Raw genomic sequence first — 12,585 nt, 5'->3', positions numbered from 1 at the left:
TACGAACCGGCGCCGCATCCACGGCGCCGGCGTGGGAGTCTACGAGGCTCCGGCCGCCACGGGCAGCCCCGCGATGAAAATCGCGCAAAGCCCTGAGACAGAGCGTGCGCGTTTTCTCGCGGCGAATCTCAGGCGCGGCTGAGCCAGGCCATCACCCAGCGATTGAGCGCCGGCGGCGACAGTTGACCGGACCAGTACATCGCCCGGAACAGCGCGCCGATGGGCCGGTGCACCGCCCGGCTCTGCGCCTGGCGCCAGGCCGCTGCGGCGATGTCCTCGGCGCTCAGGGTTACGCCCAGGCGGCGCAGCACCGGTGGCTCGACCGCTTGGCTGGCGACCATCGGCGTGCGCACGAAGGGCGGCATCAGGTCGGCGACGCGAATGCCGTGCTCGCGCCACTCCAGCTCCAGCGCCTCGGTCAATCCGCGAATGGCGAACTTCGAGGCGGAATAGCTGGCCATCTGCGGCACGCCGTAAAGCCCCGAGGCCGAGCCCATGTTCAGCACCTGCGCGCCCGGCGTGCGCTTGAGGAACGGCAGCGCGGCATGGCAGCAATTGAACACGCCCTGCACATTGATCGCGATGATCAGGTTGTGCTCCGCCAGGCTGATGTCCTCGAAGCGGCCGAAACGCAGGATGCCCGCACAATTGAACAGCAGGCGCAGACCACCGTCGCAGGCCTCGGCGTATTCACGCACGGCTGCCGTCAACGCCTCGGCATCGGTGACATCCAGCGCCCGCTGCCAGGCATCGCCCAGTTCGGCGGCGAGCGCTGCCAGCGGCTCGGAATTCCGGTCGAGCAGGCCGACGCGCCAACCCCGTTGGTGAAACAGTCTTGCGGTGGCGGCACCGATCCCCGACGCGGCGCCACTGATGAGGATGTTGTTCATCCACGCACTCCCCGCAGATGTTGGGCGACAAACTTGGCCACGTCCTGCAACGCACGGTCAGCCACATTCAGTACCCCCGCGTGGGCCTGGAACACGTGCCAGCAGTTCGGGAAGCGCTGCAGCTTCACCACGGCGCCATGGCGTCGCGCGGCATCGGCGAAACGCAGGCTGTCGTTGCGCAGCACTTCATCTTCGCCAACCTGGATCAGCAGCGGCGGCAGGCCGGTGAGATCGGCGTACAGCGGCGACAGCTGCGCATCGCTCCGACTCACGCCCGGCGGGCAGAACATCGCCATGGCGCTGTCGATCCAGGCGCGGGTAATCAGGGGATCGCCCGCCGCCGGTGCGTGCAGGTGCTCGGAAGTCAGGTCGGTCACCGGCGAGAAGGTCACCAGCGCACCGGGCGCCGGCAGTCCGAGCGCCTTCGCTTGCAGCGCCAGTTGCAGGGTCAGGTGGCCGCCGGCGGAATCCCCGGCAATGGCGATGGCCGAAGACGGGATGCCCTTGTCCAGCAGCGCACGGTAGGCCGCCACCGCATCATCACGCTGGGCCGGGAACGGGTGCTCCGGCGCCAGGCGGTAATCCAGCGCCCAGACCTCCGCCTGGCAGAGCCGCGCCAGGTTGGCGGTGATGGCCCGGTGGGTGGCCGGCGAGCCGACCAGATAGGCGCCGCCGTGCAGGTAGAGGATCACCGTCCCCGCCCTACCCTCGCGGGGCCGCCAGACTTCGCAGGGCAGCCCGCCCAGAGTCGTCTGCTCGCGCTGCACGCCACGGGGCGTCAGGGTCGCGGCGGTCAGCCCGCGCAGCAGCGCGCGCTGCGCCTGCACCGGCAACTGCGGCCCCATCAGGCCGCGGAACAGCAGGTTGAGCAGGCCGCGCAAGGCGGCGGTGAGGATCTTCTGGCCAAGGGAGAGCGGCACCTGCGGTTCAACGGATGCAGTCATAGTCGGCGAACTCCGGCTGGCGGGTCTGTTGACGATAGCGGAAGGTGAAGCCCGGCCAGTTCACGGTATTGCGCCCGCTGGCGGTCTTGTACCAGCTGTTGCAGCCGCGTTCCCAGATGGTATGGCGCAACTCGTGCTGCAGGTGCTGGTTGAAACGCTGCTGCACCTGGGGTTTCACGTCCAGGTACTTCAGGCCCTCGCGGCGGATCCGCTGCAGGCAGCCGAGCACGTAGGGGAACTGGCTCTCCAGCATGTAGATGATCGAGTTGTGCCCCAGGTTGGTGTTCGGCCCGTAGAGGATGAACAGGTTGGGGAAGCCGCTGACGCTGATGCCCTTGTAGGCCTCGGCGCCCTCTTTCCACGCCTGGTTCAACTCGCGCCCACCCAACCCCTGGACGCGCATCGGCGCGAGGAACTCGGTGGCGGCGAAACCGGTGCCGTAGATGATGGTATCCACAGGATGGCGCTGGCCGTCGCGGGTGACGATGGCGTCCTCGGTGACTTCACGGATGCCGGTATCCACCAGCTTCACATTGCTGCGCGCCAGTGCCGGGTAGTAGTCGTTGCTGATCAGGATGCGCTTGCAGCCCAGCGGGTAATCCGGCTCCAGCCGCGCGCGCAGGCCGGCATCGGGAATGCCCCGCTGCAGGTGACGGTGGAAGCTCAGGCGCATCATCTTCATCAGCGGCGGGAACACGGTGAAGGCCAGTGCACGCGCCTCGTGCTGGATGTACTTGAGCCCCCGATCGAGCCGTTGCAGCCACGGCAGGCGCGCCTTCAGGTTGCGCTCCCAGGCGGCATAGGGACGGTCCGGCTTGGGAATCACATAGGCCGCACTGCGCTGGAACAGCAGCAGCTCGGCGGCCTTCGGCGCGATCTGCGGGACGAACTGGATGGCGCTGGCGCCTGTGCCGATCACCGCCACGCGGCCGCCTTCCAGCTTCGCCTGGTCATCCCACTGCGCGGAGTGGAAGGCCTTGCCCTGGAAACGCTCGATGCCAGGCAGATGCGGAATCAGTGGCCGGCTCAACTGGCCGAGGGCACAGACCAGCGACTGGGCGCGCAGCACCTCGCCATTGGCGCAGGTCACCCGCCACTCCCCGGCCGCCTCGTCGAAGCTCGCCGCGCTGACTTCGCAGTGGAAGCGGATGCGTTCGCGCAGGCCGTACTTGTCCGCGCAGTGCCGGGCGTAGTCGAGGATTTCCGCCTGCGGGGCGAACTTGCGCGACCAGTCGGCCTTGGGCTCGAAGGAAAAGGAATACAGGTGCGAAGGCACGTCGCAGGCGGCGCCCGGATAGCGGTTCTCGCGCCAGCAGCCGCCGACGTCGCCGGCCTTTTCGAGGATCAGGAAATCCTCGATGCCCGCCTGCTTCAGACGGATCGCCAGGCCCAGGCCGGCGAAGCCGGCGCCGATGATCAGCACGCGCACGGCAGCCGATCCGGGGGAAGTGTTTGTCATTGTTATGCTCCCGGTGATGTTCCCGCCCGATGGCGGATGGGAACATCCTAGGGCTTCATTCGTCCTCGGATTATGGCATAGTCGGACATAAAATTGTGACTTTCGGTCAGATTGTCCGACGAGGATTCCGATGCCTGCCACTCCCCACTGGTCGCCGCGCCGCAGCGCCGTCAGCGTGCAACTGCTGACGCAGTTCGGCCTGGACCATGGCTTGAACCTGGAACAATGCCTGGGTGATACCGGCCTGGACATCGGCGTGCTCGCCGATCCCGGCGCGGAAGTTGACGCCGAGCAGGAGCTACGCCTGGTACGCAATCTGACCCGGCACCTGGGGCATATCCCCGGGATCGGCCTCGAGGCCGGGCTGCGCTACCACCTCAACACCTATGGCATCTGGGGCTTCGCCCTGCTCAGCAGCGCCACCTTCCTCAGCGCCGCGCGCCTGGGGCTGCGCTACCTCGACCTGACCTACGCCTTCCACCGCATGCGCCTGGAGGAGCACGACGGCGAGGCGCACCTGGTGCTGGACGACGAGGCCATCCCGGAGGACCTGCGCGACTTCCTGATCGAGCGCGACGGCGGCGGCGTGCTGCGCATCCAGCGCGACCTGACCAACCAGCCGGCACCGGTGCGTCACGTCAGCTTCCGCCGCGAAGCGCCCGGCGACGTGCAGCCCTACATCGACGAACTGGGGGTACGGCCGCTGTTCGGCCAGGCGGAGAACCGCATCATCTTCGACAGCCGCATCCTCGAACTGCCGCTGCCCGGCGCCAACCCGGAAGTGGCGTTGCGCTGCGAGGAACAGTGCCGCGCCCTGCTCGCCCGGCGCCAGGTGCGCACCGGGCTGTCCGGGCAGATCCGCGACCGCCTGCTGGCCACGCCCGGACGGCTGCCGGACATGGAGCAGATGGCCGAGGCGATGCACATGACCTCGCGCACCCTGCGCCGCCGCCTGGACGCCGAAGGCAGCAGCTTCCGCGCGCTGGTGGACGAGGTGCGCCAGGCCCTGGCCGAGGAGTTGCTGGCCACGGGCGTGATTCGTCTGGAGGAGATCGCCGAGCGGCTCGGCTATGGGGAGGTGTCGAACTTCATTCACGCCTTCCGCCGCTGGAAAGGCGTGACGCCGGGGCGTTTCCGCCGGGGCTAGCAAACCTGTTGACGAGCTTGCGAGCTAGAGCCGTAGTAGGCGGAGAGCGCCCGAAGAGCGGAGTTTACGCCCTGTAAATGAGCACCTGAGGGCGCTGTCCAACGCCCTACGGCCGACGCGGATCGTAGAGAGGTTTCAGAAGACCAGCTTGTAGCCGATCGACGCCAGCATCACCGCCAGGCAGGGACGCAGCACGCCGTCCGGAACGCGGCCGGCCAGGTGGCTGCCGATGTAGATGCCCGGCAGCGAGCCGATCAGCAGGTAGCCGAGCAGGCCCCAGTCCATGTTGCCCATGCTGGCGTGGCCGAGGCCGGCGACCAGGGTGAGCGGTACGGCGTGGGCGATCTCGGTGCCTACCAGACGGCGGGTGGCAAGGAAGGGATAGAGCACGAACAGCGCCACGGTGCCCAGCGCGCCGGCGCCGATGGAGGTCAGCGCGACCATGGCACCGAGGACGGCGCCGGTGACGACGGTCAGGCTGTTCAACTTGGGGCCGCTGAAGTGGAAGCTGTCGCCGGCGTGGCGCTGTGCGAAGGCCAGCGCCTGCTTCTTGAACAGCACGGCCAGAGCGGTGAGCAGCAGGACGACGCCCAGGGCATGCTTGATGATGCTGTTCATCGCCGCCGTATCGGCGTTCAGGTTGTGCAGGAACAGCAGGGTCAGCGCCGCTGCCGGCACGCTGCCCAGGGCGAGCCAGCCGGTGATGCGCCAGTCGATGTTGTCGTTCTTGCGATGAACCAGGACACCGCCGGACTTGGTGATGGCGGCATACAGCAGGTCGGTGCCTACCGCGGCGGCAGGGTTGATACCGAACCAGAGGAGGATGGGGGTCATCAGCGAACCGCCGCCGACACCGGTCATACCAACGATAAAGCCAACGACAAGACCCGCGATCACGAAACCGATATTGCCAACTTCCATCTACGCGTCCTGACTGGCGAAACTGATCACCTCGTGGTGTGGGCGGCAGGATAGCGACTTTTCTTATAATGCATTAGACCGATGTGGTCTTACTTTATAACTTGTTTTCACCTGAAGCCCGGTTGTGCTTTTCCGCGCCGAGCCCTCTGGATGCCGCTCGGAACTTGACTGCAGGAGCGGACTCCGTCCGCGATGGCCCCACGCGGAAGCTGATCGCGGACGAAGTCCGCTCCTACGGGGGAATCGGAGCGCTTTCCGCACTCGCACCCGGCCCCAAAGAAAAAGGGGCCCGAAGGCCCCTTTTGCGCTTACCTGGCGATCACTTCGCGTCAGGCTTGCCGCCCACCACACCGGCGGTGTTGTCCAGCAGGCTCTTGGTCGCGGTCTGGATGAAGGACTCCAGACGCACGCGCAGGTCTTCCTGGTCCGGCGCGTTTTCCACACGGGTCACGCCGAAGTCCTTGCCGACCTTGTAGTCGTAGACGCGGATGTCGCCTTCCTTGGGTTTGATCAGGATGCGGTTGCCGTTGATGATCGCCACCACCTGCTCGCTGCCGGAGGGCTTGATCACGCCGATGCCCTTGTCGCCTTCGGGCAGGTTCAGCAGGTCGCGGCCCCAGCACTGGTGGCGGGTCTCGCCGCCCAGGCGGCCCATGATGGTCGGCACGATGTCGATCTGGGTGCCGACGGTGTCGCGGGTGGCGCCGAACTTCTCCTGGATGCCCGGAGCGATCATCAGGAAGGGCACGTTGAAGCGGAACAGGTCCATTTCAGTCAGCTGCTCGGGCGCGCCGAAGCCGTGGTCACCCACCACGATGAACAGGGTGTCCTTGTAGTACGGCGACTTCTTGGCCTTCTCGAAGAACTGGCCCAGCGCCCAGTCGGAATAGCGCATGGCGGTCAGGTGCTCGTCGAGGCTGCCGTGGCCGGTCACGCGCTCCACCGGCAGGTCCTTCGGCAGTGCGTAGGGCACGTGGTTCGACAGACTCTGCAGCAGGGCATAGAACGGCTTGCCGGTGGCATCGAGCTTGTCCAGTTCCTCGTTGCCGCGGGCGAACATGTCTTGGTCGGACACGCCCCAGGTCGGGTCGGAGAACACCGGGTTCACGTAGTCGTTGCGGCCGATGAAGGAGGTCATGCCCTGGTTGGCGAAGAAGCCGGACTGGTTGTCCCAGGCGAAGTCACCGTTGTAGACGTAGACGTCCTCGAACTTGCGCGCCGACAGCAGTTGCGGCAGGCCGGAGAACTTGTGGCCACCCTCGGGCGTCTGCATCAGGTATTCGAAGCCCGGCAGGTTCGGGAAGCACGCCATGGTGGCGAACATGCCCTGGTGGGTGTGGGTGCCGTTGGAGAAGAACTGGGTGAACAGCAGGCCTTCCTTCGACAGCTTGTCGAAGTACGGCGTGATGTTGCCCTCCCCGCCCAGCGCGCCGACGAAGTGGCCGGCGAAGCTTTCCAGCAGGATCACCACCACGTTCTTGATCGGCAGGGTGCCGTCGGCCGGCGGGGTGTAGTCGCGGCGGACCGCCGCTTCGTCGGCATCGACCAGCTTGTCGGACGGCATTACCAGCATCTTGCGCACGGTCTCGCGGGCCTGCTCATCGGGCAGCGTGGCCTTCCAGATATTGTCGCGGTCCTCGGAGAAGCGGCTTTCGGCGGCCTTGATCAGGGTCAGGGTACCGTTCAGGCCCAGCTGGTTGGCGAACATCGAGTCGGTGGTGAAGGCATCGCCCCAGCGCAGCGGCGGGCCCTGGCGCAGGGTGCCACGGGCGGCGACGACGCAGACCGCCACGACCGCCAGCATGACCACGGCGCGAACGTACCAGGCGGCAATCGCCGGGCCGGAGGCGCTCGGACGGGTCGCGCGGTCGATGCCACGGAACAGCATGTACAGCAGCCAGGTGGCGAAGGCCCAGGCCAGCAGGTAACGGACCACCGGATAGCCGTACCAGATCATGCTCATGACCGTCTTGGGATCTTCGGCCATGTACTGGAACACCAGGCTGTTCAGGCGCTGGTGGAATTCGCGGTAGAAGTCCATCTCCAGCACGCCGAGAAACAGCGTCAGGCTCGCGGTTGCGGTCAGCCAGGCCTTCCACAGCCAGCGCCAGCCCATGGCACGGGCGCTGGCGGTAGCGAAGACCACAGGCGCGATGATGTAGACCACCACGCGGATGTCGAAACGCATGCCGGTGATGAAGGCCTCGACGAAGGTGGAGGCCGGCGTGCTGCCCACCAGCTCGCGGTTGTAGATGAACAGCGCAAGGCGCAGCAGGGAGAACATCGCCATCAGCGCAAGGACGCTGAGCGCAGTGAACGCCAGATGGCTGGAGACGGTGGGCCGCGTGAGGCTCGCACCGTTCTGGCGATTGGTCAGGACTTCTGGTTGGCCCATTTCTAGGTTCCGTTGTGAACGTGTGGGTTCGAAGGAGCGCCGCCCGTGCGGGGCCCTGCGTGAGCGCGAAAACTGCGGCATTACAGCGTAAAAGCAGTGGCCGCGCATTCTATTCGGCACCGCTGCAGCCGACATTAAGCCGATGCGGACAATCGTTTCGGAATGATACGAGCACCAGGCGACAGGGCTACGACCGCCAGACGGCGGACACAGTGCCGCACGGCGGGTGAAGAAACTGTCATGACTGACCGTTGGTCACCGGATCGGCGCCGCTCCCCGAATCGGGAAGCGGCGCCGGGTCGCACGCGGGCGATGGCGAAGCGGGTGTCAGTCGTTGGCCGGCTTGCCGATGGCCTGCAGCACGTACTGCGGCAGGGCGAAGGCGCCCTGATGGATGGCCGGGTTGTAGTAGCGGGTCTGGATGCCGCTGGCGGCGAAGCGCTGGGCCAGGGTGGCCGCGTCGACCTTGCGCAGCGCCGGGTTGGTCGAGCCCCAGGCGAAGGTCATCGAGCCGCCGATGTAGGTCGGCACGGCCGCCTGGTAGAAGTGCCAGTCGGCAAACAGGCCGTTCATGCGGCCGGCGGTATTGCGCACCGTATCCAGTTGCATGAAGGGCGTGCCGTTCTGGGTCACCAGCACGCCGCCTTCGTTCAGGCAGCGGTGGCAGGCCTGGTAGAAGTTTTCCGAGAACAGCACCTCGCCCGGACCGATGGGGTCGGTGGAGTCGGAGATGATCACGTCGAACTTCTCCGTGGTGGTGGCGACGAAGCGCATGCCGTCGTCGATCACCAGGTTCAGGCGCGGATCGTCGAAGGCACCCTGGGAGTGGTTCGGCAGGAATTCCTTGCACATGTCGACCACGGTGCCGTCGATCTCGACCATGGTGATGTGCTCGACGCTGGCGTGCTTGGACACCTCGCGCAGCATGCCGCCGTCGCCGCCGCCGATGATCAGCACGCGCTTGGCCGCGCCGTGGGCGAGGATCGGCACATGGGTGAGCATCTCGTGGTAGATGAACTCGTCGGCTTCGGTGGTCTGGATCACGCCGTCCAGCGCCATCACCCGGCCCATGCGGGCATTCTCGAAGATCACCAGGTGCTGGTGTTCGGTGCGCACCTCGTGGAGCATCCTGTCGACGCTGAAACGCTGGCCATAGCCGTCGTAGAGGGTTTCCTGGTAATCGTGCATGGGCTGGGCTCCCGTCGGGACAAGACAATAGGAGGGGACGGCCGGGCCGCCCCGAAAGAGGCGCGCATTCTACGTGGCTGACGATGACAGGTCGAACCCCGTTGTCGTCCGTGGTCATTGCCGGGCAATTTGAAAGTCAGCGCCGGGACGACAGCCGCCCCCGCATACAGGTAAGGTCGCTCCATGAAAACCGCATCCCCGACACCCCGGATCATCCGCCTGCCCTACCGCGCGCCGTGGGACTGGCAGCAGTTCCACGGCCACTTCGCCTTGCGCAGCCTGGCTGGCGTGGAATGCCTGTCGCCCCAGCGCTACGCCCGCAGCGTGCGCATTGGCGGCGAGGCCGGCTGGTTCAGCGTGCGTCCGCTGACGGATCGCGCCGAACTGGAACTGGAAATCCATCTCGCCCCGCAGCATGCCAACGCGCTGGCGGCGCAGGTGCGCAAGATGTTCGACCTGGACAGCGACCCTGGCCACATCGCCGAACATCTGGGCAGCGACCCGCTGCTCGGCCCGCTCATCCTGCAGGCGCCAGGGCTGCGGCTGCCCACCGCGTTCGATCCGTTCGAACAGGCAGTGCGTGCCATCGTCGGCCAACAGGTCACGGTGAAAGCCGCGGTGACCATCGTCGGGCGGCTGGTGCAACGCCTAGGCGAAACGCTGGACGGTGACATGGAAGGCCAACCGACCCGCCTGTTCCCCACGCCCGAAGCGCTGGCCGAGGCCGACCTCGCGGGTATCGGCATGCCCGGCAAGCGGGTGGAAACCCTGCAGCGCTTCGCCGCCGCCTGTGCCAGCGGCGCCCTGGCACTGCACGTGGAGGATGGTGCCGAGGACCTGGTGAAACGCCTCTGCGCCCTCCCCGGCATCGGCCCCTGGACCGCCGAGTACGTCGCCCTGCGCGCCTTCGGCGATCCGGACGCCTTCCCCACCGCCGACCTGGGCCTGCTCAAGTCGCCGGTCTGGGGCGCCGAGGGCATCACCGCGCGCGACCTGCAGCGCCGCGCCGAAGCCTGGCGGCCGTGGCGCGCCTACGCCGCCGTCTATCTGTGGCACGCCTACTCCCAGGGCGGCCGCACCGGAGGATGATCATGCACTACCGCTACCACGACAGCCCCACCGGCCGCCTGCTGCTGGCCGGCGACGAAAGCGGCCTGAGAATGCTCTACATGGACCTGGAAACCCGCCACTACCCGGAGCCGGACTGGCAACAGGGCAGCCCGCTGCTGGACGAGGTGGCCCGACAGCTTGACCAGTACTTCGCCGGCAAGCGCCAGCGCTTCGAGGTTCGCCTGAACACCGGCGGCACCGCGTTCCAGCGCCAGGTCTGGCAGGCGCTGCTGGAGATTCCCTACGGCTATACCACCGTCTATGCGGAACTGGCGCGACGCATCGGCCGGCCCAAGGCGATCCGCGCGGTGGGCGCGGCCAACGGCGCCAATCCCATCAGCATCATCGTGCCCTGCCACCGGGTGATCGGCAGCAACGGCAGCCTCACCGGCTACGCCGGCGGCCTGCCGCGCAAGGAATTGCTGCTGCGCCTGGAGGGCGCCATCGAGAAAGGCTAGAAATCGAAGGCGGCCTGTGCCGCCTGCGGGTCCTCGAAGCCTTCCAGCGCGAGCATGCGCATCTTCGAGGTGCTACCGCCCGGCGCGGAAAAACCACCGGTCTTGCCGCCGCTGGCGAGCACGCGGTGGCACGGGATGATCAACGGAATCGGATTGCTGCCCATCGCCTGCCCTACCGCGCGGGCCAAGCCGACGTCGCCCAGGCGGCGGGCGATCTCGCCGTAGGTCGTGGTCTCACCGCGACCGAGTTGAAGAATGTCGTCATAGACGCGGCGGTGGAAATCACTCACCGCCGACAGGTCCAGCGGCAGGTTTTCGAAGGACACCGCTTCGCCCCGCGCGTAGCCCAGGATCAACTGGCGCGCTTCGTCGATGAACGCCGGCCAGTGGGCGGTTTCGGTACCGAGCTTGTCGAAGCGTTCGCGCAGGGAGTGCACGGAGTCACCCGGCAGATAGGTGCGCACGATCCCTTGCGGGCTCCAGGCGAGCCCGAACCAGCCGAGTTCTGTTTCGATCAGGCAGTAATGCATCGGTCGAGTCTCCGCCGCCACGCCCTATCCCGCAAGCCTTTCGCCGGCCAGCATGACCTCGCACCAACGGCGCAACTCGGCGCCAATGGCGCTGGCGGGGTCGCCCTTGCGCTCGAAGGCCCACCACAACTGCGCGCCCTGCCACTGGCTGGCCATCAGCCGGCCGAGTATCGGCTGCCTCTGCGGGTCATCGCTCAGTCGCCGCCCCAGCGCGTCGGCCAGCGCCGCGCCCCACTGCGCGCCGCGCTCGCGCAGCAGCGGATCGTGCATGTCCTCGCGCAGGATCAGCAGGCCTTCCGCGTAATCGGTCTCGCCCTCGCCCACCGGGAACATCGCCACCAGCATCTGCACCGCGCCTTCCGGGCTCAGCTCGGCAGTCTCGTCGAGCTGAGCGGTCTGCGCATCGAGCTGGTCCCACGCCCGCAGCAACACCGCACGCAGGAACTCGGCCTTGGTGGCGTGGCGCTGCACCAGAGTCGCGGCGGACAGCCCGACTTCGCGTCCCACGGCAGCGAATGTCACCGCCTCCGGGCCTTCGCGCACCATCAGCGCCATGGCGGCGTCGAGTATCGCTTCGTCGCTGACTGTCTTGGTTCGTGCCATGCAAGCCCCTTTTATAAATGAACATTCATTTATATATTTGGGCGAATCTTATCGGAGGAGATTCATCATGGCCAGGATTCTCGGCTACATCGCCAGCAGTCTCGACGGCTACATTGCCACCCCGGAGCACGGGCTGGACTGGTTGTTCAAGCACGACAAGCTGGAACTGGGCGAGCACCACTACGACCTGTTCATCCAACGCATCCGCACTCTGGTCATGGGGCGCGGCACCTATGACTTTCTCGAAGCCGACCCCAGCCCCTGGGCTTATGGGGAACAGCGGGTGCTGGTAGTGACCTCACGCCCCATCGAGAACCCGAAAGGCCCCCTGGAAACCCGCAGCGATATCGACGCGCTGGTGGCGGAACTGCGGGCGCTGGACGATGGCGACGTGTGGATGCTCGGCGGCGGCCAGTTGCAGATGGCCTTCATGGAGCGCGGGGCGCTGGATGAGCTGGAAATCTACGTGATGCCGGAGATTATCGGCGGCGGTGTGCCGCTCTTCCCTGCCACGGGGTTGCGGGTGTCGCCGACGCTGGTCTCGGCGAAGACCATCGAGCCCGGGTGCGTGCGGTTGCATTATCGGTTTGGTTGAGGGGGTAGCCGGTTGTTACGGAGTGGGTGGAGGGATTTCGCGGACAAGGGCTAGGCGCCCCCGTCTCTCCTACGGGGAATGCCGTGCCGTGCGGTTCGCGAGCAAGCTCGCTCCTACGAAGAGCCCATATCTCCGGCTTTGGGTTTTGCTCTGAAGACTTCCAGTGAAACATCCGCGCACTCCGAGCGCCCCTTCAGGAGGCCGAGTGGAATCGGAGTTTCAGGGGTTGAGCGGCATGGATGCCGCGAGAGCCGCGATGGGCCAGGGATGGCCCTTCGACGGGGGGACGCCTAGTTCGGGCCCCTGAAACTTCGATGGAGCGAGGGCATTTTTCGCCTAAGCGAA

General features: G+C 66.6%; 12 protein-coding genes. 4 read left to right on the top strand and 8 right to left on the bottom strand.

Going from position 1 to position 12,585, the window contains the following annotated elements:
• Positions 1 to 128: 128 nt before the first annotated feature.
• The 3 genes from J5M67_RS20440 to J5M67_RS20430 are packed head-to-tail and all read right to left on the bottom strand — an operon-like array spanning position 129 to position 3,293.
• On the bottom strand, positions 129 to 890 hold the full coding sequence (locus J5M67_RS20440) for an SDR family oxidoreductase (protein ID WP_207887146.1): 762 nt from the start codon (positions 888 to 890) through the stop codon (positions 129 to 131).
• Positions 887 to 1,834, bottom strand: a complete 948-nt coding sequence (locus J5M67_RS20435; RefSeq protein ID WP_207887145.1) for an alpha/beta hydrolase — start codon at positions 1,832 to 1,834, stop codon at positions 887 to 889. The genes J5M67_RS20440 and J5M67_RS20435 overlap by 4 nt, the downstream gene beginning before the upstream one ends.
• A complete protein-coding gene (locus J5M67_RS20430) occupies positions 1,818 to 3,293 on the bottom strand; it encodes an NAD(P)/FAD-dependent oxidoreductase (protein ID WP_207887144.1) in 1,476 nt (491 codons plus the stop codon). The genes J5M67_RS20435 and J5M67_RS20430 overlap by 17 nt, the downstream gene beginning before the upstream one ends.
• A 130-nt stretch (positions 3,294 to 3,423) precedes the next feature.
• Here J5M67_RS20430 and J5M67_RS20425 point away from each other — a divergent pair, with 130 nt between their 5' ends.
• On the top strand, positions 3,424 to 4,440 hold the full coding sequence (locus J5M67_RS20425) for an AraC family transcriptional regulator (RefSeq protein ID WP_207887143.1): 1,017 nt from the start codon (positions 3,424 to 3,426) through the stop codon (positions 4,438 to 4,440).
• A 135-nt stretch (positions 4,441 to 4,575) separates the two neighbouring features.
• Here J5M67_RS20425 and J5M67_RS20420 read toward each other — a convergent pair whose 3' ends face one another.
• The 3 genes from J5M67_RS20420 to speE all read right to left on the bottom strand — a co-directional run bounded on the left by J5M67_RS20420 (position 4,576) and on the right by speE (position 8,944).
• Positions 4,576 to 5,361 (bottom strand): sulfite exporter TauE/SafE family protein, encoded by a 786-nt coding sequence (locus tag J5M67_RS20420; protein ID WP_207887142.1) that lies wholly within the window; start codon positions 5,359 to 5,361, stop codon positions 4,576 to 4,578.
• Positions 5,362 to 5,680: 319 nt separating this feature from the next.
• Positions 5,681 to 7,756, bottom strand: a complete 2,076-nt coding sequence (locus J5M67_RS20415; RefSeq protein ID WP_207887141.1) for an LTA synthase family protein — start codon at positions 7,754 to 7,756, stop codon at positions 5,681 to 5,683.
• A 327-nt stretch (positions 7,757 to 8,083) separates the two neighbouring features.
• Positions 8,084 to 8,944, bottom strand: coding sequence for a polyamine aminopropyltransferase (gene speE / locus J5M67_RS20410; protein WP_207887140.1), 861 nt, complete (start codon positions 8,942 to 8,944; stop codon positions 8,084 to 8,086).
• 183 nt (positions 8,945 to 9,127) lie between these two features.
• On the opposite strand from speE, the gene J5M67_RS20405 reads away from it, so the two are divergent.
• On the top strand, positions 9,128 to 10,033 hold the full coding sequence (locus J5M67_RS20405; protein ID WP_207887139.1) for a DNA-3-methyladenine glycosylase: 906 nt from the start codon (positions 9,128 to 9,130) through the stop codon (positions 10,031 to 10,033).
• Between the two features lie 2 nt (positions 10,034 to 10,035).
• Positions 10,036 to 10,512 carry a methylated-DNA--[protein]-cysteine S-methyltransferase gene (locus tag J5M67_RS20400; protein ID WP_243434775.1) on the top strand — a complete coding sequence of 159 codons (477 nt, stop codon included), beginning with the start codon at positions 10,036 to 10,038 and terminating at the stop codon, positions 10,510 to 10,512.
• Here the strand turns inward: J5M67_RS20400 and J5M67_RS20395 are convergent.
• Both J5M67_RS20395 and J5M67_RS20390 read right to left on the bottom strand, forming a co-directional pair.
• Positions 10,509 to 11,042, bottom strand: coding sequence for a methylated-DNA--[protein]-cysteine S-methyltransferase (locus J5M67_RS20395; protein ID WP_207887138.1), 534 nt, complete (start codon positions 11,040 to 11,042; stop codon positions 10,509 to 10,511). The two genes, J5M67_RS20400 and J5M67_RS20395, sit on opposite strands and share 4 nt — an antisense overlap.
• Before the next feature lie 24 nt (positions 11,043 to 11,066).
• Positions 11,067 to 11,645: a helix-turn-helix domain-containing protein gene (locus J5M67_RS20390; RefSeq protein WP_207887137.1), complete on the bottom strand. Its 579-nt coding sequence runs from the start codon at positions 11,643 to 11,645 to the stop codon at positions 11,067 to 11,069.
• Positions 11,646 to 11,712: 67 nt separating this feature from the next.
• Here J5M67_RS20390 and J5M67_RS20385 point away from each other — a divergent pair, with 67 nt between their 5' ends.
• Positions 11,713 to 12,240 (top strand): dihydrofolate reductase family protein, encoded by a 528-nt coding sequence (locus tag J5M67_RS20385; protein ID WP_207887136.1) that lies wholly within the window; start codon positions 11,713 to 11,715, stop codon positions 12,238 to 12,240.
• The last annotated feature ends 345 nt before the right edge of the window (positions 12,241 to 12,585 follow it).

This window comes from Pseudomonas sp. 30_B (assembly GCF_017491605.1).
Classification (GTDB): Bacteria; Pseudomonadota; Gammaproteobacteria; order Pseudomonadales; family Pseudomonadaceae; genus Pseudomonas.
Note: the sequence above shows the minus strand (reverse complement) of the source record. Positions and strands in the feature narration are given on the sequence as shown.

Coding starts and splice junctions, on each gene's coding strand:
- J5M67_RS20440 (WP_207887146.1), bottom strand. CDS start 890: ATGAACAACATCCTCATCAGTGGCGCCGCGTCGGGGATCGGTGCCGCC.
- J5M67_RS20395 (WP_207887138.1), bottom strand. CDS start 11,042: ATGCATTACTGCCTGATCGAAACAGAACTCGGCTGGTTCGGGCTCGCC.
- J5M67_RS20400 (WP_243434775.1), top strand. CDS start 10,036: ATGCACTACCGCTACCACGACAGCCCCACCGGCCGCCTGCTGCTGGCC.
- J5M67_RS20415 (WP_207887141.1), bottom strand. CDS start 7,756: ATGGGCCAACCAGAAGTCCTGACCAATCGCCAGAACGGTGCGAGCCTC.
- J5M67_RS20405 (WP_207887139.1), top strand. CDS start 9,128: ATGAAAACCGCATCCCCGACACCCCGGATCATCCGCCTGCCCTACCGC.
- J5M67_RS20435 (WP_207887145.1), bottom strand. CDS start 1,834: ATGACTGCATCCGTTGAACCGCAGGTGCCGCTCTCCCTTGGCCAGAAG.
- J5M67_RS20430 (WP_207887144.1), bottom strand. CDS start 3,293: ATGACAAACACTTCCCCCGGATCGGCTGCCGTGCGCGTGCTGATCATC.
- speE (WP_207887140.1), bottom strand. CDS start 8,944: ATGCACGATTACCAGGAAACCCTCTACGACGGCTATGGCCAGCGTTTC.
- J5M67_RS20425 (WP_207887143.1), top strand. CDS start 3,424: ATGCCTGCCACTCCCCACTGGTCGCCGCGCCGCAGCGCCGTCAGCGTG.
- J5M67_RS20385 (WP_207887136.1), top strand. CDS start 11,713: ATGGCCAGGATTCTCGGCTACATCGCCAGCAGTCTCGACGGCTACATT.
- J5M67_RS20390 (WP_207887137.1), bottom strand. CDS start 11,645: ATGGCACGAACCAAGACAGTCAGCGACGAAGCGATACTCGACGCCGCC.
- J5M67_RS20420 (WP_207887142.1), bottom strand. CDS start 5,361: ATGGAAGTTGGCAATATCGGTTTCGTGATCGCGGGTCTTGTCGTTGGC.